Genomic DNA, 26595 nt, shown 5'->3' on the forward strand with positions numbered 1-26595 from the left:
TTGACGTTCGCGATATCCACGCCCGTGCCGTCCGACTTCACACGAACCTTCACGTTGTAATCGACCACGCGTTTGACAGCGACAATAATCTTCATATCGTATGGATAGCTAACCAATTAGATCAGACGATCGCTCAAATAAGAGCCATCGCCAGCCATGAAAAATCAGATCACGCCGGAGGTCCGCATATCGGCGAGATGGCGTTTCATGTCCTGCACGTCGCGCGCGTGGGCCTCGCCCTTTTTCAGCGCGACGCTGGTGGACAGAATATCCACGATCACCAGCGCCGCCAGCCGCGACGTAGTCGGCGTATAGACGTCGGTGTTTTCAAGCGTCTCCGCCACCACGGCCACATCGCAATAACGCGTCAACGGCCCGTGCGAACCGGTGATCACCACCACATGCGCGCCGCGCTCCTTTGCCGTGCGCGCGACTTCGATGAGCGAGCGCGTCGCGCCCGTGTTGGAAATCGCCACCACGGCGTCGCCGGGTTTCAGCATCGAAGCGGCAATGAACTGCTGATGCGAATCCTGATGCGCCACGCACGGCACGCCGAACAGCGGAAACTTCTGCTGTGCGTCCAGCGCCACGATGCCCGACGCGCCAAAGCCGAAAAATTCGATGCGCGACGCCGCCGCCAGCAGATCGACCGCGCGCCCGATCGCCTCGAAGTCGAGTTTCTTGCGCGCCCAGTCGAGGCTCGTGATCGTGTAATCGAAAATCTTCGTGGCCACGGTTTCGGGCGTATCCGCGCCGGACAGCACCGAATGCGTCGCGGGCGCGCCGAGCGCGAGGCTCTGCACCGCGCGGATCTTGAAGTCCTTGAAGCCATTGCAGCCGATCGTCGTGCAAAAACGCAGCACCGTCGGCTCGCTCACCTGCGCGAGGCGCGCGAGTTCGGACAGGCTCAGCTCCGCGATGGAGTGAACGTTTTCCAGAATGTAATCGGCGACCTGCCGGCTGCCGCGCCGCAAATTGGGCCGGGCGCGGTCAATCACTTCGAGGATGTTGTAATCGGGCACGCGAGATTTCCTTCTTTGACGTACGGGCGCGGAGCCAGGGTCCTGCAATCCGGCGCGCCGTGCATCGCGGTTCGGTTCGCGGCGCGCCAGAAGAGGAGTTTAGCGGAAGATCCAGCGCCGCCAGAAGCCCGCGCCCTGCTGCATCAGCACCGCCGCGACGATGATCGCGCCCATCACGACCTGCTGGTGATAGCCTGGCACGCTCGCGAGATTCATGATGTTGCCGATCACGCCCAGAATCAGCACGCCCATCAGCGTGTTGAGCACGCCGCCCTTGCCGCCCGCGAGGCTCGCCCCGCCGATCACCACGGCGGCGATCACGGTCAGTTCGTCGCCCACGCCCACGGTCGGCGCGCCCACGCTGGCGCGCGCCGTCGAGATGATGCCCGCCAGCGAGGCCAGCGCGCCCGAGCAGACGTAGGTGCCCAGAATATGGCGCGCGACCGGCACGCCGGAGAGCCGCACCGCTTCCTCGTTCGAGCCGATCGCGCGCACCACGCGGCCCGCGCGCATGCGGCCGAGCGCCACGCCGCCCGCCACGAACACGATCAGCATCACCAGCGTCGGGCCGGGAATGCCGAGATAGCTGTGGCGGCCGAAGTCGAGCAGCGCCTGGCCGGCGTCGTCGACGAGAATCGGCGAGCCGTTCGACACGATCATGGCGATGCCGCGCGCCACGGTCATCATCGCGAGCGTCACCACGAACGGCGTGAGGCGGCAGAATGCCACCAGCACGCCCGAGACGAGCCCGCACAGGCCGCCCGTCACGAGCGCCGCCGCCAGCGCGAACCCGAGGCCATGCTCGGGAATCAGCATCGCCGACAGCACGCTGCCAAGCGCCGCCACCGAGCCGACCGAGAGGTCGATGCCGCCCGTGAGCACCACGAGCAGCATGCCGACCGACATGATGCCCACGCCCGCGACCTGGCGCGTGATGTTCGACAGATTCGGCGCGGAAAAGAAGTCGTCGGAAATAAACGATGCGGCCACAACCAGTACGAGGAGAATCGCGACCGTGTTGAAGCGGCGCGCCGTTTGCCAGAGATGCTGCCAGTTGCTGGCCTGGCGCTGACGCGTGTTCGGAGTGGTGGCGCTAGGATTCATGATGGGTGTCTCCAATCTGTCCAATCTATGCAATCTGATATGACTGTCTGTTTCGACGCGCGTGGGCGGCGTCAACCGTGCATGAGCGTGGCGCCGTCGCGCGCGCCGGCCTGCTGGCTCGCGTGCGGATCACCCGGCAGTTCACCGTGCGGATCGCCATGCGTTTCGCCGGGATCGCGCCGCAGCGACAGCGCGAGAATCGCTTCCTCGCTGTAGTCGTCCGGCTGCAATTCGCCGCGAATCCGCCCCTCGCCCATCACCATGATGCGGTCGCACAGACCCATCAATTCCTGATGCTCGGACGAGATCACAAGCACCGCCTTGCCGCGCTCCGCGAGCTGGTTGATGAGCGTGTAGATTTCGACCTTCGCGCCCACGTCCACGCCGCGCGTGGGTTCGTCGAGAATGATGAGATCGCCGTCCGCATGAAACCATTTCGCGAGCACGACTTTCTGCTGATTGCCGCCCGACAGCGTCGACACGTCGGCGTCCATCGAACGCGCCTTGATGCGCAGCGCGTCCATCAGTTGCGCCACGTAGCCGCGTTCGCGGCCGAACGCGAGAAAGCCGCCTGGCGCGCTGACCGACTTGAGCGAAGCCAGCGTCGCGTTGATGCGGATCGGCATCGACAGCACCGCGCCCTGGCCCTTGCGGTCCTCGGGCACGAGGCCGATACCGGCGCGCACGGCCGCCATCGGCGTGCGTACGTTCAGGCGTTTGCCTTTCAGTTCGATCGTGCCCGCGTCCGCGCGATCGGCGCCGAAAATCAGGCGCGCGACCTCGGTGCGTCCCGAGCCGATCAGCCCGCCGAGTCCGACCACTTCGCCCGCGCGCAAACTGAACGAGACGTCGCGCACGGCCTCGCCGCGCGACAGGCCGTCCACCTTCAGCACGACCGCGCCGGTCTGCGCCTTGCGCTCGGGAAACAGCACCGAAAGCGGGCGCCCGACCATCTTGCGGATCAGTTCGTCGCGCGAAATATCGGCGGGCGTCACGGTATCGACGCGACGGCCGTCTTTCAGCACGGTGATGCGGTCGGCAATCGCGAACACTTCTTCGAGCCGGTGCGAGATATAGACGATGCCCACGCCGCGCGCACGCAGCGAGCGCACGATGTCGAGCAGACGGTCCGCGTCCGACGGCGCGAGCGCGGCGGTCGGTTCGTCGAGCACGAGCAGCTTGAGTTCGCCGGACAGCGCCTTGGCGATCTCGATCACCTGGCATTGCGCCGCCGAGAGCGTGCCGACCAGCGCCGCCGGATCGATCTCGAAGCCGAGGCTTTCGATCAGCGCGCGCGCCTTCGCGCGCAGCGTGCGCCAGTCGATCACGGCGGGCAAGGCGCCGAGAAACACGTTCTCGGCCACGGACAGATCGGGCGCGAGCGCCGTCTCCTGATGAATCACGGCGATGCCTTCGGCGAGCGCCGCGTGGGGATTGCGCAGCACCATCGCCCGGCCCTGCACGCTGATGCTGCCGGCGTCGGGCTGATGGCCGCCGCCGATCACGCGCATGAGCGTCGATTTGCCCGCGCCGTTTTCGCCGACGAGCGCATGGACTTCACCGCTGCGGACATCGAAATCGATGTTCTCGATTGCGTGAATGCCGCCGAACCGCTTGTCGATGCCCGTTAGTGCGATGAACGGAATCATTGAACTGTCTCCACTCAGGCGCGCGCCCGGCGTCCGGCGGGCGCGCGCATACGTCGAAAAAAGCCGGCGAACGAAACGCCTTAGAAAATCGCCTTCGGGTTGTAGTACTTGTCGACGTTGCTCTTCGAGATGGCGACCGGCGGCGTGTACGAGACCTTCGGCACATTCACGGCCTGGCCCTTCGCGGCCTTCATGCCGATATCGACCGCGGTGCGCGCGACGAGCGCCGGATCGTTGAGCGCGGTCACGCCGTACTTGCCCTGCTTGATCAGCGCGAGCGCTTCCTTCTGGCCGTCGGCGGCCGCGACCAGCGTGATGCCGTCGCGGTTCGCGCTCTGGATCGCGCGGCGCGCGCCGAGCAGCATGCTGTCGTTCTCGCTCAGGACCATGTTGATGTCCTTGTTGGCGACCAGCAGATCCTCCATCGCCTTCAGGCCGCCTTCATCGGACCAGTTGCCCCAGCCCTGGCCGACGATCTGCAGATTCGACTTGCCGGTCTTTTCGAGTTGCGCCTCGACGATTCCCGAGAGCACGCCGTCACGGCGTTCGCGGCCAACCGGATTGCCTTTCTCACCGGAAATCAGCGCGATCTTCAGCGGCTTGTCGCCCATGTTGTCGACGACCCAGCGGCCCACCAGCGCGCCGTTCTGGCTGTTCGACGACTGCACGAGCGTCAGGTAATTGGCCTTCTCGTTGAGCGTGCTGTCGAACACGACCACCTTCACGCCCGCCGCGCTTGCGGCGTTGACGGCGCCCACCAGCGCTTCCGGATCGGCGGGATCGATCAGCAGCACCTTGACGCCGCGCGTGACGAGATCCTCGACATCCGAAATCTGCTTGCCCATCTTGCCCTGCGCATCGGCGACGATGACGTCCGCGCCGAGTTCGGTCGCGCGCGCCTTGGCCGACTCCATCGCCGCGGCGAAATACGGCGCGTTGAGCACCTTCATCGAAATGCCGACCTTGATCTTGTCGGCGGCGAACGCCGGGGCTGCGGCCAGAATGCCCGCCGTGGCGAACGCGGCTACGCACAGCAACTTCTGCATGAGACGCGACATGTCTCCTCCTCTTTTAGGTGTGTCACGTATTGAACCGGCACGAACGCGCCGGCGCTACTTCAACTGCATCGTGGGCGTTGACTCAAGGAACAACTTGCCAGGATTCAGGATGCCGCGCGGATCGAGCGCGGCCTTCACCGCGCGCATCGCGGCGAGTTCGGCGGGCGTGCGCGAGAGCGCGAGCACCTCGAGCTTCTTGGTGCCGATGCCGTGCTCCGCCGACACCGAGCCGCCCAGCTCGCCCGTCACGCCATAGACCACGCGCTTGACTTCGGCGGCGGCGCTCGCGGGCCAGTCCGGCTCGTGCACGACGATGTGCAGATTGCCGTCGCCGAGATGGCCGTAGATGAGGATTGTCGCGTTGGGCCAGTGTTCGCGCAGACGCGCTTCGCAGCGCTGCGCCGCGAGTCCGACCTGCGCGACCGAAAAGCTCACGTCGAACGACACGCGGCCGGGAATGAAGCGGCCGTATTCGCCGGGCGCGTCGCGGATCGCCCAGAACGCGGCGGCGTGCGCCTCGTTGGCGGCCAGCGCGGCGTCGCTCAGCGTGCCGGCTTCGAGCATGTCGGCGAGGAAGGCTTCGAAGACGTCGTTCTGGCTCTGCGGATCCGCGCCGCTGCTTTCGAGCAACACGTAGAACGCGTGACGGCCTTCGAGCGGCGCGCGCAGTTCCGGCAGGCGCGACAGCACGAAATCGTAATAACCCGGCCACATCACCTCGAACGCGGACACGCCCGCGGGCAGGCGTTCCTGCGCGAGCCGCAGCAGCGTGGTCACGCTGTCGTAGTCGGGCAGACCGCACCACGCGGTCGAGACGGCGCGCGGTTTGGGCCGCAGCCGCAGAACGGCGCGCGTCATGACGCCGAGCGTGCCTTCGCTGCCGATCAGCAGATCGCGCAGGTCGTAGCCCGTGTTGTTCTTGATCATCTTGCGCAGGCCGCCGACCACGCTGCCGTCCGCGAGCACGGCTTCGACGTCGAGCGCCTGCTCGCGCATCATCCCGTAGCGGATCACGCGGTTGCCGCCCGCATTGGTGCCCAGATTGCCGCCGATCGTCGCGCTGCCGCGCGCGCCGAGGTCGAGCGGGAACATGAAACCGGCCGCGTCGGCGGCTTCCTGCACGGTCTGCAACGGCGTGCCCGCCTGCACGGTCATGGTCGCGCTGACCGGATCGATTTCCTCGATCGCGTTCATCAGTTCGAGACTCAGCGCCACTTCGCCGCCCAGCATGCAGGCGCCGCCCGCGAGCCCCGTGAGGCCGCCCTGCGTGACCACCGGCTGATGGTGCGCGTGACAAATGCTCAACGCCTTCGATACCTGTTCGGTCGTGCGCGGCCGCAGCAGCGCGATGGGCTCCGCGCACGGCATGCGGCTGGAGTCGGCGTGACGGCGGCCGGCGAAGTCGGCCGGCAGGCTGACCACGGCGGCGCCGAGCGCCTCGCGCAATGCCGCGACCACTGCCTCGCGGCGCGCTTCTTCAGCCTGATCTTGCATGGGATCTGCCTCCTACCCGAGATGCATTAACGATAGTGTTGCTGCCATTATATTTGCAAAACACACGTTTAACCCTAGTGAAAACCCGAGTGTTCGTTTGTTTCACAAACTATATCATCACCAATACTAACGTTTTGGCATCGACACACTTTCAGGGAGAGAAGCACCATGCAATGGCCGGAACCCCGTTCGTTCGACGTGAATCTGGAGACGGGTCTGATGACCGGTACGGATTCGCACTATCAGAAACGGCTTGGCGATCTCGCCGGTCTGTACGCCGACGCCGCCGCGTTCGACGCGCTGGCCGCCGCGCGCGCGGACGAAGTCGTCTACGAAGTCACCGACCATCGGCCCAACGCGGAGCCGGGCGACCTCATCACGGGCGTGACGCGCATGAGCGCGGGCAAGGTGGGCAAGGAGTTCTTCATGACGCGCGGACACATTCACGCGAACATCGACCGCCCGGAGCTGTATTTCGGCCTCAAAGGCCACGGCCTGATGCTGATGGAAGCGCCCGACGGCGAAACGCGCATCGTGGAGATCCGCGCGAACACCGTCTGCTACGTGCCGCCGCGCTGGATTCACCGCTCGGTCAATCTCGGTCAGGGCGACTTCGTGATGCTGTTCTGCTATCCGGCCGATTCGGGCCAGGACTACGAAATCATCGAGCGCTCGAACGGCATGCGCCTGCGCATCGTCGAGGACAAAGAGCGCGGCTGGCGCAGCGAGCCGAATCCCGAATGGCGCGCACGCACGCTCGCGGAAATCGAGGCGCTGGTCGCGCGCCGCAACGAAACGGAGCAAGCCCGATGAGCTACACCGCCGCCACCCGACCGACCTTCTACTTCATCGGCGTGACCACCGCGCAGAGTTCGATCATGCGCGTGTTCCCGGAATGGGCGCGCCATCTCGGCCTCGGCGACGTCGAAATGAAAGGCATCGACTTTCCGCTGCACGCGAGCCGCGAGGCGTACCGCGAGGCCGTCGAGTTTCTGCGCGACGATCCGCTGTCGCTCGGCGCGCTCGTGACCACGCACAAGATCGACCTGTACGCGGCCTGCGAGGATCTCTTCGACGAGATCGATCCGCACGCGCGCATCATGGGCGAGACCAGTTGTCTCTCGAAGCGCAACGGCAAGTTCGTCTGCCACGCGAAGGACCCGATCACCTCCGGTCTCGCGCTCGACGGTTTTCTGCCGCCCGAGCATTTCGCGCGCACCGGCGCGGAAGTGTTTTCGATGGGCGCGGGCGGTTCGACCATCGCCCTCACCTGGCATCTGATGCAGGCGAGCCGGGGCGCGAACCGGCCGTCGCGCGTGATCGTCTCGAACCGCTCGGCGGCGCGTCTGGAGGAAATCGAGCGGATTCACCGCGAGCTGCATCTGGGCGTGCCGTGCGAGTACGTCGTCGCGCCACGCCCGCAGGACAACGACGCCGTGCTCGCGCGGCTCTCGCCGGGCGCGCTCGTCATCAACGCGACGGGGCTCGGCAAGGATGCGCCCGGTTCGCCGCTCACGAACGCGGGCGTGTTTCCCGAGCGCGCCATCGCCTGGGATCTGAACTATCGCGGCGAGCTGGTGTTTCTCGATCAGGCGCGTGCCCAGCAAAGCGCGCGCGCCTTGCAGGTCGAGGACGGCTGGACCTACTTCATTTATGGCTGGACGCGCGTGATCGCCGAGGTGTTTCATATCGACATTCCGACGCGCGGCCCGGACTTCGACGAAATCTGCCGCATCGCCGCCGCGGCGGGCAAGCCGGCGCCCGCCAGACCGCTCGCCTGATCAAGAACGACCACCGAACTGACACTGAACCGAAGGATCGACGATGTATCTCGACAAATTCCGCCTCGACGGCAAGCTCGCCGTCGTGACCGGCGCCGCGCGCGGCATCGGCTTCGCCATCTCCGAAGCGCTGACGCAAGCGGGCGCGCGCGTGGTGCTCACGGACATGCATCAGGGCGCGCTCGACGAAGCCGTCGCGAAGCTCACGGCCGCGGGCGCGCAGGTCGAAAGCGAACGGCTCGACGTGACCGACGCGGCCGCCGTGCAGCGCGTGCACGACGCCGTGATCGCGCGCCACGGCCGCGTGGACGTGCTCGTGAACAACGCGGGCATCGCCATTTCGAACCATCCCGCCGAAACCATGAGCGACGAAGTCTGGGACCGCGTCATCGACGTGAATCTCAACGGCGTGTTCCGCTGCTGTCGCGCGTTCGGCAAGAGCATGCTCGAACACGGCGGCGGCAGCATCGTGAACGTCGGTTCGATGTCGGGTTTCGTCGTCAACCGGCCGCAGGAACAGGCGAACTACAACGCGTCGAAGGCGGCCGTGCATCACCTCACGCGCTCGCTCGCCGCCGAATGGGGCGCGCGCGGCGTGCGCGTGAACGCGGTCGCGCCCACGTATATCGACACCGAAATGAACAAGTACGTCTACGACGACCCGGAGATGTATCGCCACTGGGTCGGCGGCACGCCGATGAACCGGCTCGGCCGCGTGGACGAAGTCGCCTCGGTGGTGCTGTTTCTCGCCAGCGAGGCCGCGAGCCTGATGACCGGTTCGATCGTGCTCGCCGACGGCGGTTACGTGTGCTGGTAACGATGAGCGCCGCCATGCTGTCGATCGACGTCGATACCTTCGAGATGCCGCTCGCCGCACAACTCGCGGCGCGCACGCGGCCGGCGCCGAAGCCGTTCACGCCCGCGCCGCCCGCGGGCGGCGTCGCGCTGAACTGGCTCGGCCAGGCGGGCTTCGTGATCGAGGGCGCGGGCTTGCGTCTGCTGATCGATCCGTATCTCTCCGATTCGCTCGCGCGCAAGTATCAGGGCACGCGTTATCCGCACCGGCGCATGATGGCCGCGCCGGTCGCGCCCGAAGATTTCGAGCACGTGGACCTCGTGCTGTGCACGCACCGTCACACCGACCACATGGACCCGGACACGCTCCAGCCGCTCGCCCGGCGCTTTCCGAAGCTGCGTTTCGTGGTGCCCGCCGCCACGCTCGACGAAGCCGTCAAGCGCTGTGGCGTGGATGTCGCGCGCCTGATTCCCGTCGATGCGGGCGAGCGCGTGGAGCCGCTGCCGGGCGTGCGGATCGCGCCGGTGCCGTCCGCGCACGAAACGCTCGATGTGGACGATCAGGGCCGCCATCCGTGGCTCGGCTATGTGATCGACGTGGCGGGCGTGCGCGTGTATCACTCGGGCGACTGCGTGCCGTACGACGGTCTGCATGAAAACGTGGCGGCCTTGCAGCCGCATCTCGCGCTGCTGCCCGTGAACGGCCGCGACGACGAACGCAGCGGCAACGGCGTGCCGGGCAACTTCACGCTCGACGAAGCCGTGGCGCTCTGCAAGCATGCGGGCGTGCGCGCGATGATCGCGCATCATCATGGCCTGTTCGACTTCAACACGCTCGATCCCGCCGTGATCGACACGCGCATCGTCGCGGAGCGCGGCGCGCTCGCGCTCTATCGCGCGCGCACGCAATGCACCTGGCGTATCCGCGCAAACGCACAGACGGACCCACGGCAAAGCGGTTAGCCTGTCGATTCGACCGACAGGCATCACGCTTCCCTCGCGACCCGAACACATAGAACGATGATGGAGACAACCCCTTACCTTGCGATCGACGTGGGCACCGGCAGCGTGCGCGCCGCGCTCGTCGACGCCAGCGGCAAGATCCGCCGCCTCGCCGCGCGCGAGCACGAACAGATCGTGCCGCGCTACGGCTGGTCCGAACAGCGTCCGCTCGACTGGTGGGCGGGCGCGGTCGAGGCGATCCGCGAAGTACTCGCCGCCGAGCCCGGCGCCGCGCAGCAGATCGCGGCGATCTGCGCGTGCGGGCAAATGCACGGCACCGTGCTGATCGACGCCGACGGCGAACTCACGCGCGACGCCGCGCCGCTCTGGAACGACAAGCGCTCGGCCGCGCAGGTCGACGCGTTCCGCGCGCGCTACCGTAGCGCCGACCGCCTGCACGAACGCCACGACTACCTCGCGCGCACCGCGAATCCGCCCACGGCCGCGTGGCCCGCGTTCAAGCTCCAGTGGATCCGCGATCACGAACCCGACGCCTACGCGCGCGCGTCCACCGTTTTCATGCCGAAGGACTACGTGAACTTCCGCCTGACCGGCGAGCGCGCGTGCGACTGGAGCGACGCGTCGATGATGTTCCTGATGGACCCGCAAACGCGCGCCTGGTCGCCGGCGATGTTCGACGAACTCGGTCTCGACATCCGCAAGATGCCGCCGATTCGCGCGCCGCAAGCGCTGCTCGGCCACGTGACGCGCGCCGCCGCCGCCGCGACCGGTCTGCGCGAAGGCACGCCCGTGCTGGTGGGCGCGGCGGACTATCCGGCTTCGGTGCTCGGCTCGGGCGTCTACGAACCGGGCCTCGCCTCCGATATCACCGGCACCTCGTCGATCATCACGGTGATCGCCGACACGCCCATGCTGCATCCGGAAGTCTCGAACGTGGCCACCTGCGAAGGCTTGTGGGGCCGCTTCACGCTGCTCGACTCGGGTGGCGACGCGATGCGCTGGGCGCGTCGCGCGTTCCACGAAAACACGCTCTCGTACGAAGCCGTCGCGCGCAAGGCCGCCGAAGCGCCGGTCGGCGCGGAAGGTCTGTTTTTCCTGCCCTATCTGACCGGCGAACGTTTCGGCGATCATCCGAATTCGCGCGCGCAGTTCTTCGGCATCGCGGCGCGGCATGGACTCGCGCATCTGCATCGCGCGGTGCTCGAAGGCGTGGCGTTCGGCGTGCGCCGCCATATGCAGATGATCCAGCCAGAAGGCGTGCCGATCGAACGTCTGGTGGCGGCGAGCGGCGGCGCGAAGGCCGCACTGTGGCTCGACATCAAGGCGAGCATGTATCGCACGCCGATCCTCGTGCCCGCCGAAGTCGAATGCGGCGTGATCGGCTGCGCGCTGCTTGCGGCGACCGCATCGGGCCAATTCGGCACGCTCGGCGACGCCGTGCGCAAGTTCGTGCGCTTCGAGCGCGAAGTGCAGCCCGACCCGCGCGCGAGCGATCTCTACGACCGCATGATGCCGCTGTTCGAACGGCTCTACGTGAACGCGCAGCAGTTCTACGACGAACTCGACGCGCTGCAAGGAGAACGCGCATGAGCACACGCACCGGCACATCGCCGCGCGCGGTCCTCTGGGACATGGACGGCACGCTCGCGCTCAGCGAACCGCTCCACATGCGCACGCTGATCGCCGCGCTCGCGCACAACGGCGTGATCGCGGGCGACGAACTGCATCCGCTGATGTTCGGGCAGACCGGCAAAGCCGTGCACCGCATCGTGCAAGAGCGCTTCGGCATCGAAACCGGTTTCGCGGACTGGTCGGCGTTTCGCGCCGCGCATTATGTGGCCGAGGCGCGGCATCTCGTGCCGCGGCCCGGGGCGCTGGAAGTCTGGCGCGCCGCGCAGGCCGCCGGGCTGCGTCAGGCGATCGTCTCGAACGCGGGACGCATGCTGCTCGAAGCGAATCTGAACGCGCTCGGCCTGCAAGCGCCCGAACTCGTTTCCGTGAGCGCCAACGACGTGCGCCACGGCAAGCCCGACCCCGAGTCCTATCTGCGCGCCGCGTATCTGCTCGACGTGGACGCGCGCGACGCCGTCGCCGTGGAAGACAGCCCGACCGGCGCCCAGGCCGCGCTCGCGGCGGGCATGCGCGTGCTCGGCTGGCCCGCGGAAGAAGCCCACGTCGCGCTGTTCCCGCCGCAGGTTCAACTCGTGCGCAGCGCCAGCGAACTCGCCGCCGCGCTCGGCCTCTCCCTTCCACCTTCGACCTCGCCACGATCATGCTGAAAACCAGTATCTTTCCCTCGCGCTACGTCCAGGGCGCGGGCGCGCTCGACACGCTCGACGCCGAACTCGCGCGGCTCGGCACGCGCGCCGCCTGTCTCGTCGACCGCAATGTCGCGAGCCTGCTCGAACCGTCGCTCGCGCGCGCCGACAAAGTCGCGCTGCAAGTGCGCGCGGTGGACGCCGCCTGCACCGAGCGCGCCGTCGCGGACACCGCCGACTGGATCCGTTCGAGCGGCGCGGACATCGTGGTGTCGTTCGGCGGCGGCAAGGTGATCGACACCGGCCGCGCCGCCGCCGACGACCTGCGCCTGCCGTTCGTCTGCGTGCCGACCATCGCGGCTTCTGACGCGCCGTGCAGCGCGCTCGCCGTGATCTACGACGAGGCAGGCCGCGTGGTCCGCGACCGCTTCGTGCGCCGTAATCCCGATCTCGTGCTGCTCGACACCGCCGTGATCGTGCGCGCGCCCGCGCGCTTCTTCATCGCGGGCATCGGCGACGCGCTGGCCACCTACTACGAAGCCGACGCCTGCCGCCGCGCCTACGCGCGCAATCTGTGTGGCGGACGCGGCACCGCGCTCGCCTTCGAAGCCGCCCGTCTGTGCCGCGACATGCTGTTCGCGCACGCGCCGCAAGCCGTCGCCGACTGCCGCGCCCAGCTCGTCACGCCCGACTTCGACGCCACGCTCGAAGCCACCGTGCTGCTCTCGGGCATCGGCTTCGAATCGGGCGGCGTGGCGGCGGCGCATGCGATCCACCATGGCCTCGCCGATCTGCCCTCGTCGCACAATCTGCTGCACGGCGAGAAAGTGGCGATCGGCGTGCTCGCCTCGCTGTTCCTCTCGACGGTGCCCGACGAAGAACGCCGGCGCGTTTTCGCCTTCTGCCGCGCGGTCGGCCTGCCCACGCGCCTGCATCAAATCAACGTCGATGTCGCCGATACCGCTGCGCTTGAGATTGTCGCGGCGCGTGCCTGCCGCGCGGGCGAGATCATCCATAACGAACCTTATCCGGTCGAACCGGCGATGGTCGTCGCCGCGCTCAAGGCGATGGATGCGTATGCCGCGCGATTCGATTTCCATCACCAACATCAGGATACCGAATGATCACGACGCAAAAGCAGGAACTGCACGCCTTTCGCCCCGGCCTGTTCGACGGCCGCACCGTGCTGGTATCGGGCGCGACCAGCGGCATCGGACTCGCGATCGCCGACGGCTTCGCGTCGCTCGGCGCGCGCGTGATCGCAACCGGCAGCTCGGCCGCGAAACTCGACACGCTGCGCGCGGACACGACGCTCTCTGCGATCCGCTTCGCGCAGCTCGACGTGCGCGATGCACAGGCGATTCAGGATTTCGCGGCGCAAACGGAAACGCTCGACGTGCTCGTGAATGCGGCGGGCGTGGCGCGTCCGTTCGACGAATACCGCGACGACGTGTTTCGCGAAGTGCTCGACGTGAACCTCACGGCGGCGATGCGTCTGTCGATGGCGCTACGCCCGCAACTCGAACGCACGAAAGGCTGCGTGATCAACGTCGCGTCGATGCTCAGCTATCTCGCCGATGTCGAAGTGCCCGCGTATTGCGCGAGCAAGACGGGCGTGCTCGGCCTCACGCGTTCGCTCGCGCATGCGTTCGGCGCAGCGGGCGTGCGCGTGAACGCGATTGCGCCGGGCTACCATCGCACCGATATGACGCGTCCGCTCTGGGAGTCGCCGGCCGCCGCGCAGAAGATCGCCGCCCGCAGCGCGCTCAAGCGCTGGGGCGAAGCCGAGGATCTCGTAGGCGCCACGCTGTTTCTGGCTTCGCCGGGCGCGGCGTTCATCACCGGCGCGACCTTGCCAGTCGACGGCGGATATGTTTCGGGTGCCTAAGCATTTTCATTGAAGCGCGGTTTCATCGTATTGCTGACGCGCCATCCACCTTGAAGATCGCGACCGTCGCGCGCAGCGTTTCGGCCTGATCGGCCATCGCCTGCGCGGCGGCGCTCGCCTGCTCGACGAGGGCCGCATTCTGTTGCGTGACCTCGTCCATCTGCGTCACCGCCGTGTTGACCTGCTCGATGCCCGTGGTCTGCTCGACCGAGGCCGAGGTAATTTCGCCCATGATGTCGGTCACGCGCTGCACCGAACGCACGACTTCGTGCATGGTTTGGCCCGCGTCCTGCACGAGCGCCGAACCATTGCGCACGAACGAAGCCGACGTTTCGATCAGTTCCTTGATTTCCTTCGCGGCCCCGGCGCTGCGCTGCGCGAGCGTGCGCACCTCGCCCGCCACGACCGCGAAGCCGCGCCCCTCCTCGCCCGCGCGCGCGGCCTCGACCGCTGCATTGAGCGCGAGAATATTGGTCTGAAACGCAATGCCCTCGATCACGGCGATGATCTCGCCCACCTTCGACGAACTCGACGAAATATCCTCCATCGTGCTGACGACGCGGCGCACCACATCGCCGCCCGACGCCGCCGTCTGCGACGCCGTGCCCGCGAGCGTGCTGCCCTGACGCGCGTTGTCCGTGTTCGCCTTCACCGTCGACGTCAATTGCTCCATGCTCGCGGCAGTCTGTTCGAGCGAGGCGGCCTGCTCTTCGGTGCGTTGCGAGAGATCGAGGTTGCCCTGCGCGATTTCGCCCGCCGCCGACGCAATCGATTCCGCCGACATCTTGATGTCCATGACGATGCGGGTCAACTGCGCGCGCATCGCTTCGAGCGACGCCATCAGGCTGCGCTCGTCGCCGCGCGCGAGCGTGATCGGCACGAGCAGATTGCCCTTCGCTATCTCGGCGGCGATGCGCTGCGCCTCGCTGGGCTCGCCGCCGAGCTGGCGCAGCACGCTGCGCGTGAGCACCACGGCCGTGACGATGGCGACCAGCACGGCCAGTGCGACCAGCGAGCCGACCAGCACGCGAATGCTCGCGTACGTGGCGACCGCGGACTTCTGCGACTTCGCGTTCTCCTCGTCGGCCTGTTCCGCCAGCGCGACCGCCTTCGCGAGCCACACGCGCTGCGGCGGCCGCGCTTCGTGCATGATCGTGCGGGTCGCGCCCGCGATGTCGTTGGCGAGCGCGAGATCGATGGCCTTGTTCATCGGCGGCATGGCCTGCGCTTCGAGTTGATCGACTTCGCCCAGCAGTTTGCGCTCGCTCGCGCTCGTGCCAGGTTCCTGCCGGAACATGTCGCGCAGTTGCCGCGCGGCGTCGGCGTAAATACGATCCTGACTTCTGATTCGATCGACTTCGGCCAGCAAATCCGGACGATTCTCCAGAAACGCGAGATTGCGCACGGCAATCGCGCGATCCTGAATCGACGACTTCAACAGATTGGCGAGCCGCGATTCGGTATTGTTGACGCGCGCGATCTCGTCGAGCCGGTCGTTCAGTTGCGACAATCCATAGAACGCCACGCCAGCCACGCCGAGCAGCAACACCGTCAGCAACGAAAAACCGGCAATCAGACGAGTCGACAGCTTCAATCCCTTCATACGCCTCCCACGGCAAATGCGCGTCCCGCGGACGTGCTGGATACGTCTGTGGTTACGGCAGCGCGTCGGGCTTCTGAAGGGTTTTGGAAAGCTTATTTTTATATGAATGCGCGCAAAGGTTTGCGTCCCGCTTCATTGCATGCGCGGCAATTCAGGCGGCCGATAAAATAGCGTTCGATTCAGCGACAAAGCGTCGCTGGGCGTGCGCTCGGCGCGATGCGTAATGCGTGATACCTGATTGCGCCGATCGGCAACGTTGCCAGGAGAAACCGGATTCCATGAGACCGTATCGCGAACCCGTGAACCTGATTTTCGACCGCGCCAATGCGGGCTGGCTGGGCTATGTGCTGTACACGGCGGCGAGCTGTTACCTGCTGATGCTCTCGGTCGATCCGCTCGTCACGCAGGCGCTCGCGGTGAACTTTCGCAGCGACCACGCCGCGCCGCCCATGACGCCGTTTCATTGGGCGGGCGTGGGACTGGCCGCGTGCGTCTATGGCGCGGGCGCGGTCTACGCAGGCTGCATCGCGCACGCCGGCAAACTGCGCATGACGCGCGCCGAATTGCTCGCGGCATTGAGCTGGGCAACGGTGGCGCGCGGCATCGCGCTGTTCCTGCTCCCGCTCGTCGCGGCCTTCGCCACGGGAGCGGGGTTGATCGCGGCGGGCATCCACGGCTCGGCGCTGCCGCTGGTCGCGATCGGCGTCGTGCTCGCGAACTGGCTGTGTTTCAGGGCCGTGGCATGGTGGCGGCCGCGCTCCTCGTCACATTCACGATAACTCAGGGCTACTGACAATCGGCGTGCGGATCAGCAGATACGGCGGCTGACGCAAATCCTTGCCGCCATTGAAACCGGGCAATCGATTCCATTGCCCGAGCGTGCACCAGACATGCGTGGCATCCGCGAAGATGCCGTCGGGCCACACGATACGCGGATCGCGCACCACCACGTCCATGCTGCCGTCGGGCGAAAGCCGCATGATCGCGTCATGCTCGCCCGCCGTCAGGTAGAGACGATTGGCAGCATCGGTCGCGAGTCCGTCGGTCATCACCTTCTCGCCGTGATCGACGACACCGGCCGCGAGTTGCGCCTCGGTCGCGTCGAAGTTCGCCAGCAGATCGGTCGCGATGCTGTAGAGCCGGCGGCTCGTCAGCGGCGAATAGTAAAGCCGCGTGCTGTCCGCGCTGAGCGTGATGCTGTCCGCGCCACCGACCGGAAAAGTCGGATGCGCCGCGTCGTAACGCAGCGGCTTCCCTTCGAGCACCGCGCGAAAGCCCGCTTCGGGCTGGGTCGAACGATGCGCGGCGAGCACGCGGCGCTGCCGCCCCGTCGCGATGTCCACCACCACGAGCGCGCCCGTGTGCCCGAACGACGAATCGGCGACATACGCCGTGCCGCGCGCGCCGTGCGTGAGATCCACGCGCAGATCGTTCATGTGGCTGTCCTCGCGCATCGCGGGCGGCGTCAGCACGATCGTCGCGATCACGCGGTCGGTCGCCGGATCGATGCCGATCACCTTCGCCGCGCCCGGCGCGATCGGCTGGCCCGCGAGCTTGCCGTCGTCGATGGCCCAGAGGCGTCCTTCGCTGTCGGTCGTCATGCCGTGGATCGACATGAGCCGCTGCTCGGGCGGACGTGAGGAAGGCAGGCTCATCGCGGCGTCCGGATAGGGAATCAGCGTGCCGTTGCGCAATTCGGCGAGCGTGGCCTCGCGGTGATTGTCGGCGTGTCGCGGAAAGCCGACAAAGACGCGCCCCGACGGCGTCACCGCGATACCCGACGGCCCCGCCCCGGAAAACGCGGCGACGATCTCGAACGCGCCCGCAGGCGCGCTGTCGCCCGACACGGTTCCGGCGGCGCGCGCGCGCGCAGGCAACGCGGCGGCGAGCGCCGCGCCGGCCGTCGCGGCAAACAGATCGCGGCGCTTCAATGGAAGTCTCCCTTGAACCTGTCGACGGCGGCTTGCGCGCAGGCTTCGTCCTTGTCGCCGCCGGGCGCGCCCGACACGCCGAGTCCGCCGATGGCCGTGCGATTCGCGGTGCGCAACGTCACGCCGCCCGGAATGAACAGCACTTCCGGCTCGGTCGCGAGCACTGCGCCATCGAGCGGCCCCGTCACTTTTGCGGCGATCAGCGCGCTCGTGCTGTCCTTGTCGAACGCGAGGCCATAGGCGTACGCCGTGTACGCCTTGCGATACGACACCGATAACGACTGCAACGGGACCGTATCGCCCTTGATCACGGCCTGCTGATGGCCCGAGGGATCGACCACCGTGGCCGTCACCGAATAGCCCTCGCTCGCGCAGACGCGCACCGCCTCCGCCGCCAGCGCCTGCGCGGTTTGCCAGCGCAGCTTTTGCGTGCTCACGAGATTCGAGTCCGCGGCGTGCGCGGCGGACGCCGCGCTCAACAGCAACGCCGCCGCGCACGCGATCCGCGCGGCGCGTCGTTTCGGCTTTTGCATCATGGGAATCGCCTGCATCACGGGTCTTGCCTCCCTTCGTCGAACGGAAAAATGCTGCAACGCACGAATTTTCCGATGCTGCGCCGCATCGAAAAATGGTTAAATCCCGGAAACAGCTCCCGGCTTTTCCGTGGAATCCCATGCATGCCATTACCGAACTGGAAGTGTTTGTCGAGGTCGTGCAGCAAGGCAGTTTCTCGGCGGCGGCGCGGCGTCTGGGCCTTGCGTCGTCGGTGATCGCCGACCGCGTGAGCGGGCTCGAAAAGCGTCTCGGCGTGCCGCTGCTGCTGCGCACGACGCGGCGTCAGTCGCTGACCGAAGCGGGCGAAGCCTATTTCGACGAGGCGCGGCGCATTCTCAGCGACCTGACCGCGCTCGAGCATCGCGTGACCGAAAGCGCGCGCGCGGTGCGCGGCACGCTGCGCGTGACCGCGCCGAATCCGCTCGGCCACGCGTGGATCGCGCCGTTCATCGAGCAGTTCGCCGCGCGCTATCCCGAGATCGCCCTGCATCTGACGCTCGACGACCGTTATGCGGATATCGTCGCCGAAGGGTTCGACGTCGCCATTCGCGGCGGTCCGAGCGTCGATGCCAATCTGATCGGCCGCCATCTCTTCGATACGCGGCGCGTGGTCGTGGCGAGCCCCGCGTATCTCGCGCGGCACGGCACGCCCGCGCAACCGGAAGAGCTCGCCGCGCATCGCTGTCTCGTCTTCAATACGCAGCCGCATCTGTTCGCGGAGTGGCGTTTCGGACGCGGCGAGCAAGCGCGCAGACAGCGCATCGCGGGCGCGCTCGCGAGCACGAGTTCGACCTTGCCGGTCACGTGGGCGCTCGCGGGACTCGGGCTCGCGCAGAAGTCGTGGTGGGAGGTCGCGCAGCACGTCGCGGATGGCCGGCTCGTGACCGTGCTCGACGCGTTCGAGCCGGAACCCGCGAGTTTCTACGCGATCCATCCGGTGAATCGCTCGCGCTCGCGCAAGGTGGCCTTATTCGTCGATCAATTGGTGGAGAGTCTTGCGCCGCTCAATCGCGCGTGAGGTTTGGCGAATTTTCCCGATGTTTTTGAGCATTTGCCCGCATGATGTACAATTGATCGCAATGGCGCAATGTGTTGCGCTGCACATTAATCGACGGATACTGTTCTGTTGAATGCGGCACGCGAGCTCGATCATCCTGCGAGCCGCGGCGGCGACCCGAACTGAAGTGCCAGGGGAGACACTGGCACCTTCCCCCAAAGTGCGGCTATAGATCGTGCGGCAACCCCAAAGAACACGCGCTACGCGGCGGCTCTCACCGGCTCACGCGTCATGCGGGTTCAGAACGAGGCGACTGCCATGACCCATCTCCGTCACAACGCTCCGCTGCGCTCGCGCGGACCGCGTCGTACCGCTCCCTGTGCCGCTTCCTGCGGCCGCTTTCCGTCTGCCTGCTCGCCCGCACGGCCGACCGTCTGAGTTCTCCGTTTCGCTCACGTACGCATCACGTACAAATCACGCACGAGGTCACGCGATTCACGCGGCCTGCCCGCTGATTGACGCTGCATTTTGCTTTTTGCTCGCTCCGTCATTCGTGTGATGTCGCGCTGATTCAACGTTGATTCGCGCCGAAATGCGTTGCTTCGCCCATGCGATTTCCGCCGTGCTTGCACGGTAATTCGCATTGCGAAATAAATATGCACGCCCATACGCGCAGTTCGCGCTATCCGCACGCCGCTGCTTTTCTCACACGCACGGCGGCGCGGACGCGGCTGCGCCACGCCCAGAGAAACCACGCCCATGTTCACCCACGCTACTGTCTTGCCGCTTTGCCCGTCGATCGTTGGAGGCACCGTATGAGCACCACGTCACTCGACTCGGCCCCCGCGCAGCGCCTGAAACCCGATGCCTACATGACGTTGATCGCCGCCGTTGCCGCCATCGCGGGCGGACTTTACGGCTACGACACCGGCATCATCTCCGGCGCGCTGCCGCTCATCGCGCGTGAGTTCTCGCTCGACTATCGCGCCCAGGAACTCGTCGCCGCGATCATCCTGCTCGGCGCGGTGATCGGCTCGCTCGCCTGCACGCGCCTGTCCGCCTCGCAAGGACGCCGACGCGCCATCATGATGATTTCCGCGCTCTATTCCGTGGGCGTGCTGGCCGCCGCATGCTCGCCGAACGTGACGTGCCTCGCGCTCTCGCGCTTCGTGATCGGCCTCGCCGTGGGCGGCTCGACCCAGGTCGTGCCGACCTATATCGCCGAACTCGCGGAACCCGACAAGCGCGGCCGCCTCGTCACCTATTTCAACTGCGCGATCGGCGTGGGCATTCTGCTCGCCGCGATCGTCGGCGTGGCGGGCGAGCATGTGTTTACATGGCGATGGATGATCGGTGTGGCGCTCGTGCCGTCGTTGTTACTGCTCGCGGGCATGAGCCGTTTGCCGCGCAGTCCGCGCTGGCTCGTCGAGCACGACCGCGTGCGCGATGCGCGCATCGAACTCGCGAAGGTGCGCCACACGCGCGAACAGGTGCGTGAGGAAATCGCCGACATGATGGAAATCGCCCAGCAGCATCACGACGAAGGCGGCGCGCACGGCTGGCGCGCGCTCGCGCAACCGTGGGTGCGTCCCGCGCTGATCGCCGGTCTGGGCGTGGCCGCGTTCACGCAACTCACGGGCATCGAGATGATGATTTACTACACGCCCACTTTCCTGCGCGATGCGGGCTTCGGCGACTCGGCGTCGCTCTGGGCCGCGCTCGGCGTGGCGCTCACCTATCTCACGATGACGCTGCTCGGCAAGTTCAGCATCGACCACCTCGGCCGCCGCGCGCTGAGTCTCGCGACGCTGCCGTTCGCGGCCGCAAGTCTGTTCGTGCTGGGCGCCGTGCTGCATTTCCATCTCGCCGGCCACGCGCAGCAATGGTGGGTGGTCGCCTGCCTGATCGTGTTCATGGTCTTCAACTCGGGCGGCATCCAGGTGATCGGCTGGCTCACGGGCGCCGAAATCTATCCGCTGCCGATACGCGACAAGGCGGCCGGCGCGCACAGCGCGATGCTCTGGGGCTCGAATCTGATCCTCACCGGCACCGCCCTTTCGATGACCAGACTGCTCGGCGTGGGCGGCGCGATGTGGGTCTACGGCAGCCTCAACGTGCTCGCGTGGATCTTTATTTTCTTCGTCATGCCCGAAACGCGCGGACGCAGCCTCGAAGACATCGAGCGCGCGCTGCGCGACGGCAGCTTCACCCCGCGCGCCAGCGCCTGATTTACAAATGGAACGACATCTCATGCAAGCCACACCGAGCGGCCGCCTGCCGCAAGCCCGCTTTCTGATCTGCGATTGCGACGGCGTGCTGATCGATAGCGAAGCCATCGCGGAACGCATCATCGTCGAGCGGCTCGAAGCGCTCTGGCAGCGCGACGATATCGCCGATACCGTGCGTCCTTTGCTCGGCATGCGCACGCGGCCGCTGCTGGAGCGCGTCGCCGACACGCTCGGCCATGTCATTCACGCCGAAACCCTCGCCAGCATCGACACCGCCGTGCGTCGCGGCGCCGTGCTCGCGCCCATGATCGAGGGCGTCGACGCAGCACTCGGCGCGATCGCGCTCGGCAAGGCCTGCGCGAGCAACAGCAACGCCGACTACGTGTCGAGCGCGCTGCAACGCACGGGCCTCATCCGCCACTTCGCCGACCGCGTGTTCACCGCCGATCAGGTCGCGCATCCCAAGCCCGCGCCCGACGTCTATCTCGCCGCCGCGCATCGCGTGGGCGTCGCGCCCGCACATTGCCTCGTGGTCGAAGACAGCGTGACCGGCGCGCGCGCCGCCGTCGCCGCCGGCATGACCGTGCTCGGTTTTGCCGGCGCGAAACATCTGCCCGGCGATCAGATCCGCAAACTGCTCGACGCGGGCGCGAGCCTCGTGTTCGAGCGCATGACGCAGTTGCCGTCGATCGTAGCGTCGATCGTCGACGGTCATTCGCACGACTCGCAGCACATCGCGCCCCACACGCATCAGGATTACGCATGACACACACCACACATCGCCCGCTCTCGAACGCCACGCTCGCACACTTCGACGCGGACATCGCCGTGCCGGGCTACGACCGCGCCGCGCTCGTAGCGGGCATCGCCCATATCGGCGTCGGCAACTTTCATCGCGCCCATCAGGCGCGTTACGTCGACGACTGCCTGCACCTGCCCGACACCGAGCAATGGGGCATTTGCGGCATCGGCCTCGGCAATGGCGCGTCGGCACGCGCGAAAGCCGCGGCGCTGCGCGCCCAGGACGGCCTCTACTCGCTCAGCGAAATCGGCCCGGACGGACGCGAGGACGTCCGCATCGTCGGCGCGCTGATCGACTATCTGCATGCGCCCTCCGACCCGGAAGCGGTGCTCGGCAGGCTCGCCGATCCCGCCATCCGCATCGTCTCGCTCACGATCACCGAAGGCGGCTACAACTTCGACGAAGCGACGGGCGATTTTCGCTTCGACGAAACCGATATCGCGCACGATCTCGCAGGCGGCCCGCCGCGCACGGCGTTCGGCTTCATCGTCGAAGCGCTGCGCCGACGACACGACGCGGGCGTCGATGCCTTCACGGTGATGTCCTGCGATAACCTGCGTCAGAACGGCGACACGGCTCGCCGCGCGGTGCTCGCCTTCGCGGGCGCGCGCGACCCCGAACTCGCGAACTGGATCGCGCAACACGCGACGTTTCCGAACAGCATGGTCGATCGCATTGCGCCGCAAGTCACGCCGTCGATGCAGGCGCGCGCCCACGCACGAACCGGCGACGCCGCGCCTGTGATCGCCGAAACGTTTACGCAATGGGTCATCGAAGATCGGTTTAGCTGCGGACGTCCGCCGTTCGAGCGCGTGGGTGTCGAACTCTGCGACGACGTCTCGGAGTGGGAGGCCATGAAAGGCCGCATGCTCAACGCTTCGCACATGCTGCTGGCCTATCCGGCGCTGCTGCTCGGGCATCGGCTCGTGCACGACGGCATGGCCGATCCGGATATCGCCGCGCTGTTGCGCGTTTTCATGACGCGCGACGTCGCGCCGATTCTGCCGTGGCCGCCGGGCGTCGATGGCGGCGCCTACATCGACAACACGATCGAACGCTTCGGCAATGCCGCGCTCGCGGATCAACTAGCGCGCGTGGCGCACGACGGCGCGTCGAAGATTCCGGTGTTTCATCGCAAGACGATTGCGAAACTCGAACGCGACGGTCGCGATATTTCGCGCGCGGCGCTGCTGCTCGCGTGCTTTCAGCAATATCTCGCAGGCACCGACGATCGCGGCGACGCGTTTGCCGTGAATGAAACACGCCTCGACGCGCAAGACTGGGCGCTGCTTGCAAGCGGCGATCCGCTGGCGATGTTGCGCATGTCGCCATTCGTGGGACTCGGCCTCGATCATAGCGAGCGCTTCGTCGCGCGTTTTCTGCAACTGCGCGCGTGGATCGCGGCGCGCGCAACGCGCCAGGCGATTCGCGACGTCGTGCAATCAAGCGGCGAAGGCTGACATTCGCGCGTTAAACGGCGCGAAATCAGGCGCGCGCGCGGACCGGTTCGCGCGCCTGAACCGATCACATGACGCGCACGCCGCAATCGCCGATCAGCATGACCGCCTGATCGACCGAAAGAATCGTGCCTTTCAGATGCTGCAAAACATCCGATAAACGCAGCCCGCTCAAATCGACGGAACGCAGGTCCGCGCCGTCGAAACGCGTATTGAGCAGGCGCACGTTGCCGAGGCTGCCGCCCTCGAAAACAGCGTCGCGAAAGTCGCAATCGGCGAGATCGGCATCGGAGAAATTCAATTGTTCGAGCGTCTGTTTTCTAAACGACAAACCTCGAAGCGTGGCGCCCACGAGCAGCGAATCGTGAAAGCTCAGGCCCAATGCGCGGGTGTCGATGAAACGCGCGCCTGTCAATTTCACTTCGGTAAATACGGTTGAAGCGAGTTTCGCGCCGGTCCAATCGGTATTGTTCAGATCGCTGCGAATAAAGCGTGCGTCGCCCGCATTCGCATAGCGGAAACTGGCCGCCGCGCCTCGACAGCCAATCCAGCGGGTGCGCGATAAATCGCTGTGCTCGAAGCGGGTTTGCCCGATCGTGCATTGCGCGAATCGCGCCGCGTGGAAATCGATATTGGAAAGATCTTCGCCGTCGAACTGGCAGCGCTCGAAAGTCGGCTCGTCGCCGGACTCGCGGAGCGCGCGAGCGAGGTCGTCGCGATCGAAATGCGTGTCGCTGAATACTACGCCGTTGCCGGCCGCCGGATCGTTTGCGTGATTGCGCATCGGTACACATCCCCATTCGTGCGGGGCGCGCAGTCCATACCCTCGCGCGCCCCCTCAACTTGTGAAAGTCAGGTTGACGCCGTGGCATGCATAGAACCCCTCGCGGGGCGCAGGAGATACCAACCTGCCACTCTATTTTCGGCGACACGAATTCTACCGCCCGCACGATCCGCTTCGCAATGACCCGCGTGCGGATCGTGCGAATCGTGCGGATTGTGTGGATCGTGCGGGCCGGATGTCTAGAACTCCTGGCGAGTCGGCCGGATCACGATTTCGTTGATATCGACGTCGCCCGGCTGTTCGATCGCAAACGCAATCGCGCGCGCCACCGATTCGGCCGGCACCGCCTGCTTGTAGAAGTCGAGCACCGTTTGCTGCGCCGTGCCCGTTGTGCTGAGTTTCAGCTCGCTGTCGACGGCGCCCGGCTCGATCGACGTCACGCGAATATTCTCGCCCACTTCCTGGCGCAGCCCTTCCGAAATCGCACGCACGGCGAATTTGGTGCCCGAATAAACCGTGCCGCCCGGCGCGAAAACCTTGATGCCCGCGACCGAACTGAGATTGATGAAATGGCCGCTTTGCTGTTTCAGAAAACGCGGCAGCGCGGCGGCAATGCCATAGAGCGTGCCTTTGATATTCACGTCGATCATCGCGTCCCATTCGTCCGTATTCACTTCGGCCATCGGACGAATCGGCATCAGCCCCGCATTGTTGATCAGCACGTCGAGACGCCCGAAATCGGCGACGACGGCCGACACCACGCTCTCGACCTGCGCCTTGTCGGTGACGTCGAGCGCGTACGCTTTCGCGCGCCCGCCCGCCGATTCGATTTCCGCGACCAGGGCATCGAGGCGATCCGTGCGCCGCGCGGCGACCGCCACGTGCGCGCCCTGCGCCGCGAGATGACGCGCGGTCACTGCGCCAATGCCGCTGCTTGCGCCGGTAATCAGCACGACCTTGCTTTCAATGTTATTGCTCATCACAGCACCTCTTCGGTGGAAAGACGTTGGGATTCACTGTACGTCGGATAATCGGTAAAGCCTTTTTCCGTGCCGCCGTATAGCGTTGCGGCATCGACTTGATTCAGCGGCCAACCGTTGGCAATACGCGCGGGCAAATCGGGATTCGCAATAAAAGGACGGCCGAACGCAATCAGATCCGCGAGACCGCTTGCGAGCAGACGCGCGCCGCGTTCCGCCGTGTAACGCCCCGCATACAGGATGCGGCCACGGAAGGTCTCGCGCACGGCGCGGCGGAATTCGATCGGCAGATCGGGGGCGTTGTCCCAGTCGGCTTCCGCGATCGAGAGATAGGCCACGTCGAATTCGTCGAGAATCTTGATGGCCTCGATATAGGTCGCATGCGGATCCTCTTCGACAAGGCCGATATACACGCGGTCCTCATCGGTACCTGCAAACAGCGGGGCAAAACGCACGCCGAGGCGGCCCGGACCGACGACCTTCGTCACCGCCTCGACGATCTCCCGCAAAAAGCGTAGACGGTTTTGCAGCGAACCGCCGTATTCGTCGTCACGCTGATTCGAATGCGCCGAAATAAACTGGTTGACGAGATAGCCGTTCGCCGCGTGAATCTCGACGCCGTCGAAACCCGCAGCAAGCGCGTTACGCGCGGCCTGTGCATACAGTTCGACGATCTCGCGGACTTCCACCGTGCTCAGCGCACGCGGCACCGGGGGCGCGATCAGCGTGCCGGTGTCGGGACCGGTCGCAATGAACGCTTTCGCTTGCTCCGCCTGGAGCGCCGACGGCGCAATCGGTGCCGAACCGTCCGGCTGCAGCGCGTTGTGCGAAACGCGGCCCACGTGCCAGAGTTGCGCGAACATGATGCCGCCCGCTTCGTGCACGGCATCGGTCACCTTGCGCCAGCCCGCGATTTGCGCCTCGGTATGGATGCCGGGCGTCCACGCATAACCTTGGCCGCGCGGCTCGATCTGCGTGCCTTCGCTCACGATCAGACCGGCGCTCGCGCGCTGACGATAGTATTCGGCCATGAGGTCGGTGGCGACGTCGCCGTCGCGCGCGCTGCGCTGACGCGTGAGCGGCGGCAGCACGATGCGGTTCTTCAGTCGATACGGTCCGAGCGTGACGGCGTCGAAAAATTCGGAGTGCTGCATGATGAGTCCTTGAAACGTGTTGCGAGAGGGTGCGGGCTGAATCGCCCGCGCCGCGTGAAAGAGATGTAGTCGCTTGAATCGACGGAGCCCTG

At 66.2% G+C, this 26595-nt stretch carries 24 protein-coding genes and 1 pseudogene; 13 read left to right on the forward strand and 12 right to left on the reverse strand.

Going from position 1 to position 26595, the window contains the following annotated elements; all coding sequences use genetic code 11:
* The 6 genes and pseudogenes from SB764_RS32415 to SB764_RS32440 form a co-directional block, all read right to left on the reverse strand.
* Nucleotides 1–95 (reverse strand): annotated as a pseudogene (locus SB764_RS32415) (electron transfer flavoprotein subunit beta/FixA family protein); the annotation flags it as partial.
* A 69-nt stretch (nt 96–164) separates the two neighbouring features.
* A complete protein-coding gene (locus SB764_RS32420; protein ID WP_080180813.1) occupies nt 165–1022 on the reverse strand; it encodes an SIS domain-containing protein in 858 nt (285 codons plus the stop codon).
* A 99-nt stretch (nt 1023–1121) separates the two neighbouring features.
* Entirely contained in the window at nt 1122–2126 is a 1005-nt protein-coding gene (locus SB764_RS32425; protein ID WP_074982152.1) for an ABC transporter permease, read from the reverse strand.
* A 71-nt stretch (nt 2127–2197) separates the two neighbouring features.
* Entirely contained in the window at nt 2198–3775 is a 1578-nt protein-coding gene (locus tag SB764_RS32430; RefSeq protein ID WP_321901205.1) for a sugar ABC transporter ATP-binding protein, read from the reverse strand.
* Between the two features lie 80 nt (nt 3776–3855).
* Nucleotides 3856–4833, reverse strand: coding sequence for a substrate-binding domain-containing protein (locus SB764_RS32435; protein ID WP_231957583.1), 978 nt, complete (start codon nt 4831–4833; stop codon nt 3856–3858).
* A gap of 54 nt (nt 4834–4887) precedes the next feature.
* Entirely contained in the window at nt 4888–6327 is a 1440-nt protein-coding gene (locus tag SB764_RS32440; RefSeq protein WP_176081315.1) for an FAD-binding oxidoreductase, read from the reverse strand.
* Nucleotides 6328–6495: 168 nt separating this feature from the next.
* Here SB764_RS32440 and SB764_RS32445 point away from each other — a divergent pair, with 168 nt between their 5' ends.
* The 8 genes from SB764_RS32445 to SB764_RS32480 are packed head-to-tail and all read left to right on the forward strand — an operon-like array spanning nt 6496 to nt 14012.
* Nucleotides 6496–7140 carry a glucose-6-phosphate isomerase gene (locus tag SB764_RS32445; RefSeq protein ID WP_065060728.1) on the forward strand — a complete coding sequence of 215 codons (645 nt, stop codon included), beginning with the start codon at nt 6496–6498 and terminating at the stop codon, nt 7138–7140.
* Complete coding sequence (locus tag SB764_RS32450; RefSeq protein ID WP_110327327.1) at nt 7137–8108, forward strand: shikimate dehydrogenase family protein; 972 nt, start codon at nt 7137–7139, stop codon at nt 8106–8108. Before SB764_RS32445 ends, SB764_RS32450 begins: the two co-directional genes overlap by 4 nt.
* Nucleotides 8109–8151: 43 nt before the next feature.
* Nucleotides 8152–8925 (forward strand): SDR family NAD(P)-dependent oxidoreductase, encoded by a 774-nt coding sequence (locus tag SB764_RS32455; RefSeq protein ID WP_410865945.1) that lies wholly within the window; start codon nt 8152–8154, stop codon nt 8923–8925.
* Nucleotides 8916–9866, forward strand: coding sequence for an MBL fold metallo-hydrolase (locus SB764_RS32460; protein ID WP_321905279.1), 951 nt, complete (start codon nt 8916–8918; stop codon nt 9864–9866). Before SB764_RS32455 ends, SB764_RS32460 begins: the two co-directional genes overlap by 10 nt.
* A gap of 57 nt (nt 9867–9923) precedes the next feature.
* Complete coding sequence (locus tag SB764_RS32465) at nt 9924–11456, forward strand: xylulokinase (RefSeq protein ID WP_321901202.1); 1533 nt, start codon at nt 9924–9926, stop codon at nt 11454–11456.
* Nucleotides 11453–12145: an HAD family hydrolase gene (locus SB764_RS32470; RefSeq protein ID WP_410865946.1), complete on the forward strand. Its 693-nt coding sequence runs from the start codon at nt 11453–11455 to the stop codon at nt 12143–12145. Before SB764_RS32465 ends, SB764_RS32470 begins: the two co-directional genes overlap by 4 nt.
* Entirely contained in the window at nt 12139–13248 is a 1110-nt protein-coding gene (locus tag SB764_RS32475; RefSeq protein WP_074982145.1) for a glycerol dehydrogenase, read from the forward strand. Before SB764_RS32470 ends, SB764_RS32475 begins: the two co-directional genes overlap by 7 nt.
* On the forward strand, nt 13245–14012 hold the full coding sequence (locus SB764_RS32480; protein ID WP_065060734.1) for an SDR family NAD(P)-dependent oxidoreductase: 768 nt from the start codon (nt 13245–13247) through the stop codon (nt 14010–14012). Before SB764_RS32475 ends, SB764_RS32480 begins: the two co-directional genes overlap by 4 nt.
* A 22-nt stretch (nt 14013–14034) precedes the next feature.
* Here SB764_RS32480 and SB764_RS32485 read toward each other — a convergent pair whose 3' ends face one another.
* On the reverse strand, nt 14035–15615 hold the full coding sequence (locus SB764_RS32485) for a methyl-accepting chemotaxis protein (protein ID WP_321942300.1): 1581 nt from the start codon (nt 15613–15615) through the stop codon (nt 14035–14037).
* 278 nt (nt 15616–15893) lie between these two features.
* On the opposite strand from SB764_RS32485, the gene SB764_RS32490 reads away from it, so the two are divergent.
* Complete coding sequence (locus SB764_RS32490; RefSeq protein ID WP_410865947.1) at nt 15894–16394, forward strand: hypothetical protein; 501 nt, start codon at nt 15894–15896, stop codon at nt 16392–16394.
* On the opposite strand, the gene SB764_RS32495 is transcribed toward SB764_RS32490, so the two are convergent.
* Complete coding sequence (locus tag SB764_RS32495) at nt 16386–17546, reverse strand: SMP-30/gluconolactonase/LRE family protein (protein ID WP_410865948.1); 1161 nt, start codon at nt 17544–17546, stop codon at nt 16386–16388. The genes SB764_RS32490 and SB764_RS32495 overlap by 9 nt on opposite strands.
* Nucleotides 17543–18082 (reverse strand): GlcG/HbpS family heme-binding protein, encoded by a 540-nt coding sequence (locus SB764_RS32500; protein ID WP_197520337.1) that lies wholly within the window; start codon nt 18080–18082, stop codon nt 17543–17545. Before SB764_RS32500 ends, SB764_RS32495 begins: the two co-directional genes overlap by 4 nt.
* 137 nt (nt 18083–18219) lie before the next feature.
* Here SB764_RS32500 and SB764_RS32505 point away from each other — a divergent pair, with 137 nt between their 5' ends.
* The 4 genes from SB764_RS32505 to SB764_RS32520 all read left to right on the forward strand — a co-directional run bounded on the left by SB764_RS32505 (nt 18220) and on the right by SB764_RS32520 (nt 23588).
* Nucleotides 18220–19119, forward strand: coding sequence for a LysR family transcriptional regulator (locus SB764_RS32505; protein WP_321905281.1), 900 nt, complete (start codon nt 18220–18222; stop codon nt 19117–19119).
* A gap of 794 nt (nt 19120–19913) precedes the next feature.
* Entirely contained in the window at nt 19914–21326 is a 1413-nt protein-coding gene (locus tag SB764_RS32510) for a sugar porter family MFS transporter (RefSeq protein ID WP_074982140.1), read from the forward strand.
* A gap of 22 nt (nt 21327–21348) precedes the next feature.
* A complete protein-coding gene (locus SB764_RS32515; protein ID WP_176081309.1) occupies nt 21349–22092 on the forward strand; it encodes an HAD family hydrolase in 744 nt (247 codons plus the stop codon).
* Nucleotides 22089–23588: a mannitol dehydrogenase family protein gene (locus SB764_RS32520; protein WP_110327319.1), complete on the forward strand. Its 1500-nt coding sequence runs from the start codon at nt 22089–22091 to the stop codon at nt 23586–23588. The genes SB764_RS32515 and SB764_RS32520 overlap by 4 nt, the downstream gene beginning before the upstream one ends.
* Before the next feature lie 64 nt (nt 23589–23652).
* On the opposite strand, the gene SB764_RS32525 is transcribed toward SB764_RS32520, so the two are convergent.
* From SB764_RS32525 to SB764_RS32535, 3 genes are all read right to left on the reverse strand, one after another.
* Complete coding sequence (locus SB764_RS32525) at nt 23653–24369, reverse strand: pentapeptide repeat-containing protein (protein WP_065060739.1); 717 nt, start codon at nt 24367–24369, stop codon at nt 23653–23655.
* Between the two features lie 239 nt (nt 24370–24608).
* The gene (locus SB764_RS32530; RefSeq protein ID WP_065060740.1) at nt 24609–25349 is read right to left on the reverse strand and encodes an SDR family oxidoreductase; all 741 of its coding nucleotides are present in this window, start codon (nt 25347–25349) and stop codon (nt 24609–24611) included.
* Nucleotides 25349–26503 carry an alkene reductase gene (locus SB764_RS32535; protein WP_110327316.1) on the reverse strand — a complete coding sequence of 385 codons (1155 nt, stop codon included), beginning with the start codon at nt 26501–26503 and terminating at the stop codon, nt 25349–25351. Before SB764_RS32535 ends, SB764_RS32530 begins: the two co-directional genes overlap by 1 nt.
* Nucleotides 26504–26595 lie beyond the last annotated feature (92 nt).

This window comes from Paraburkholderia sp. SIMBA_027 (assembly GCF_046535315.1).
In the GTDB taxonomy this organism is placed as follows: domain Bacteria; phylum Pseudomonadota; class Gammaproteobacteria; order Burkholderiales; family Burkholderiaceae; genus Paraburkholderia; species Paraburkholderia tropica.

Excerpts from the sequence above, each read along its gene's own strand:
- SB764_RS32425 (WP_074982152.1), bottom strand. The coding sequence starts at position 2,126 with ATGAATCCTAGCGCCACCACTCCGAACACGCGTCAGCGCCAGGCCAGC.
- SB764_RS32505 (WP_321905281.1), top strand. The coding sequence starts at position 18,220 with ATGCATGCCATTACCGAACTGGAAGTGTTTGTCGAGGTCGTGCAGCAA.
- SB764_RS32485 (WP_321942300.1), bottom strand. The coding sequence starts at position 15,615 with ATGAAGGGATTGAAGCTGTCGACTCGTCTGATTGCCGGTTTTTCGTTG.
- SB764_RS32450 (WP_110327327.1), top strand. The coding sequence starts at position 7,137 with ATGAGCTACACCGCCGCCACCCGACCGACCTTCTACTTCATCGGCGTG.
- SB764_RS32465 (WP_321901202.1), top strand. The coding sequence starts at position 9,924 with ATGATGGAGACAACCCCTTACCTTGCGATCGACGTGGGCACCGGCAGC.
- SB764_RS32475 (WP_074982145.1), top strand. The coding sequence starts at position 12,139 with ATGCTGAAAACCAGTATCTTTCCCTCGCGCTACGTCCAGGGCGCGGGC.
- SB764_RS32440 (WP_176081315.1), bottom strand. The coding sequence starts at position 6,327 with ATGCAAGATCAGGCTGAAGAAGCGCGCCGCGAGGCAGTGGTCGCGGCA.
- SB764_RS32500 (WP_197520337.1), bottom strand. The coding sequence starts at position 18,082 with ATGATGCAAAAGCCGAAACGACGCGCCGCGCGGATCGCGTGCGCGGCG.
- SB764_RS32510 (WP_074982140.1), top strand. The coding sequence starts at position 19,914 with ATGAGCACCACGTCACTCGACTCGGCCCCCGCGCAGCGCCTGAAACCC.
- SB764_RS32480 (WP_065060734.1), top strand. The coding sequence starts at position 13,245 with ATGATCACGACGCAAAAGCAGGAACTGCACGCCTTTCGCCCCGGCCTG.
- SB764_RS32520 (WP_110327319.1), top strand. The coding sequence starts at position 22,089 with ATGACACACACCACACATCGCCCGCTCTCGAACGCCACGCTCGCACAC.
- SB764_RS32525 (WP_065060739.1), bottom strand. The coding sequence starts at position 24,369 with ATGCGCAATCACGCAAACGATCCGGCGGCCGGCAACGGCGTAGTATTC.
- SB764_RS32470 (WP_410865946.1), top strand. The coding sequence starts at position 11,453 with ATGAGCACACGCACCGGCACATCGCCGCGCGCGGTCCTCTGGGACATG.
- SB764_RS32445 (WP_065060728.1), top strand. The coding sequence starts at position 6,496 with ATGCAATGGCCGGAACCCCGTTCGTTCGACGTGAATCTGGAGACGGGT.
- SB764_RS32435 (WP_231957583.1), bottom strand. The coding sequence starts at position 4,833 with ATGTCGCGTCTCATGCAGAAGTTGCTGTGCGTAGCCGCGTTCGCCACG.
- SB764_RS32430 (WP_321901205.1), bottom strand. The coding sequence starts at position 3,775 with ATGATTCCGTTCATCGCACTAACGGGCATCGACAAGCGGTTCGGCGGC.
- SB764_RS32535 (WP_110327316.1), bottom strand. The coding sequence starts at position 26,503 with ATGCAGCACTCCGAATTTTTCGACGCCGTCACGCTCGGACCGTATCGA.
- SB764_RS32515 (WP_176081309.1), top strand. The coding sequence starts at position 21,349 with ATGCAAGCCACACCGAGCGGCCGCCTGCCGCAAGCCCGCTTTCTGATC.
- SB764_RS32490 (WP_410865947.1), top strand. The coding sequence starts at position 15,894 with ATGAGACCGTATCGCGAACCCGTGAACCTGATTTTCGACCGCGCCAAT.
- SB764_RS32530 (WP_065060740.1), bottom strand. The coding sequence starts at position 25,349 with ATGAGCAATAACATTGAAAGCAAGGTCGTGCTGATTACCGGCGCAAGC.
- SB764_RS32455 (WP_410865945.1), top strand. The coding sequence starts at position 8,152 with ATGTATCTCGACAAATTCCGCCTCGACGGCAAGCTCGCCGTCGTGACC.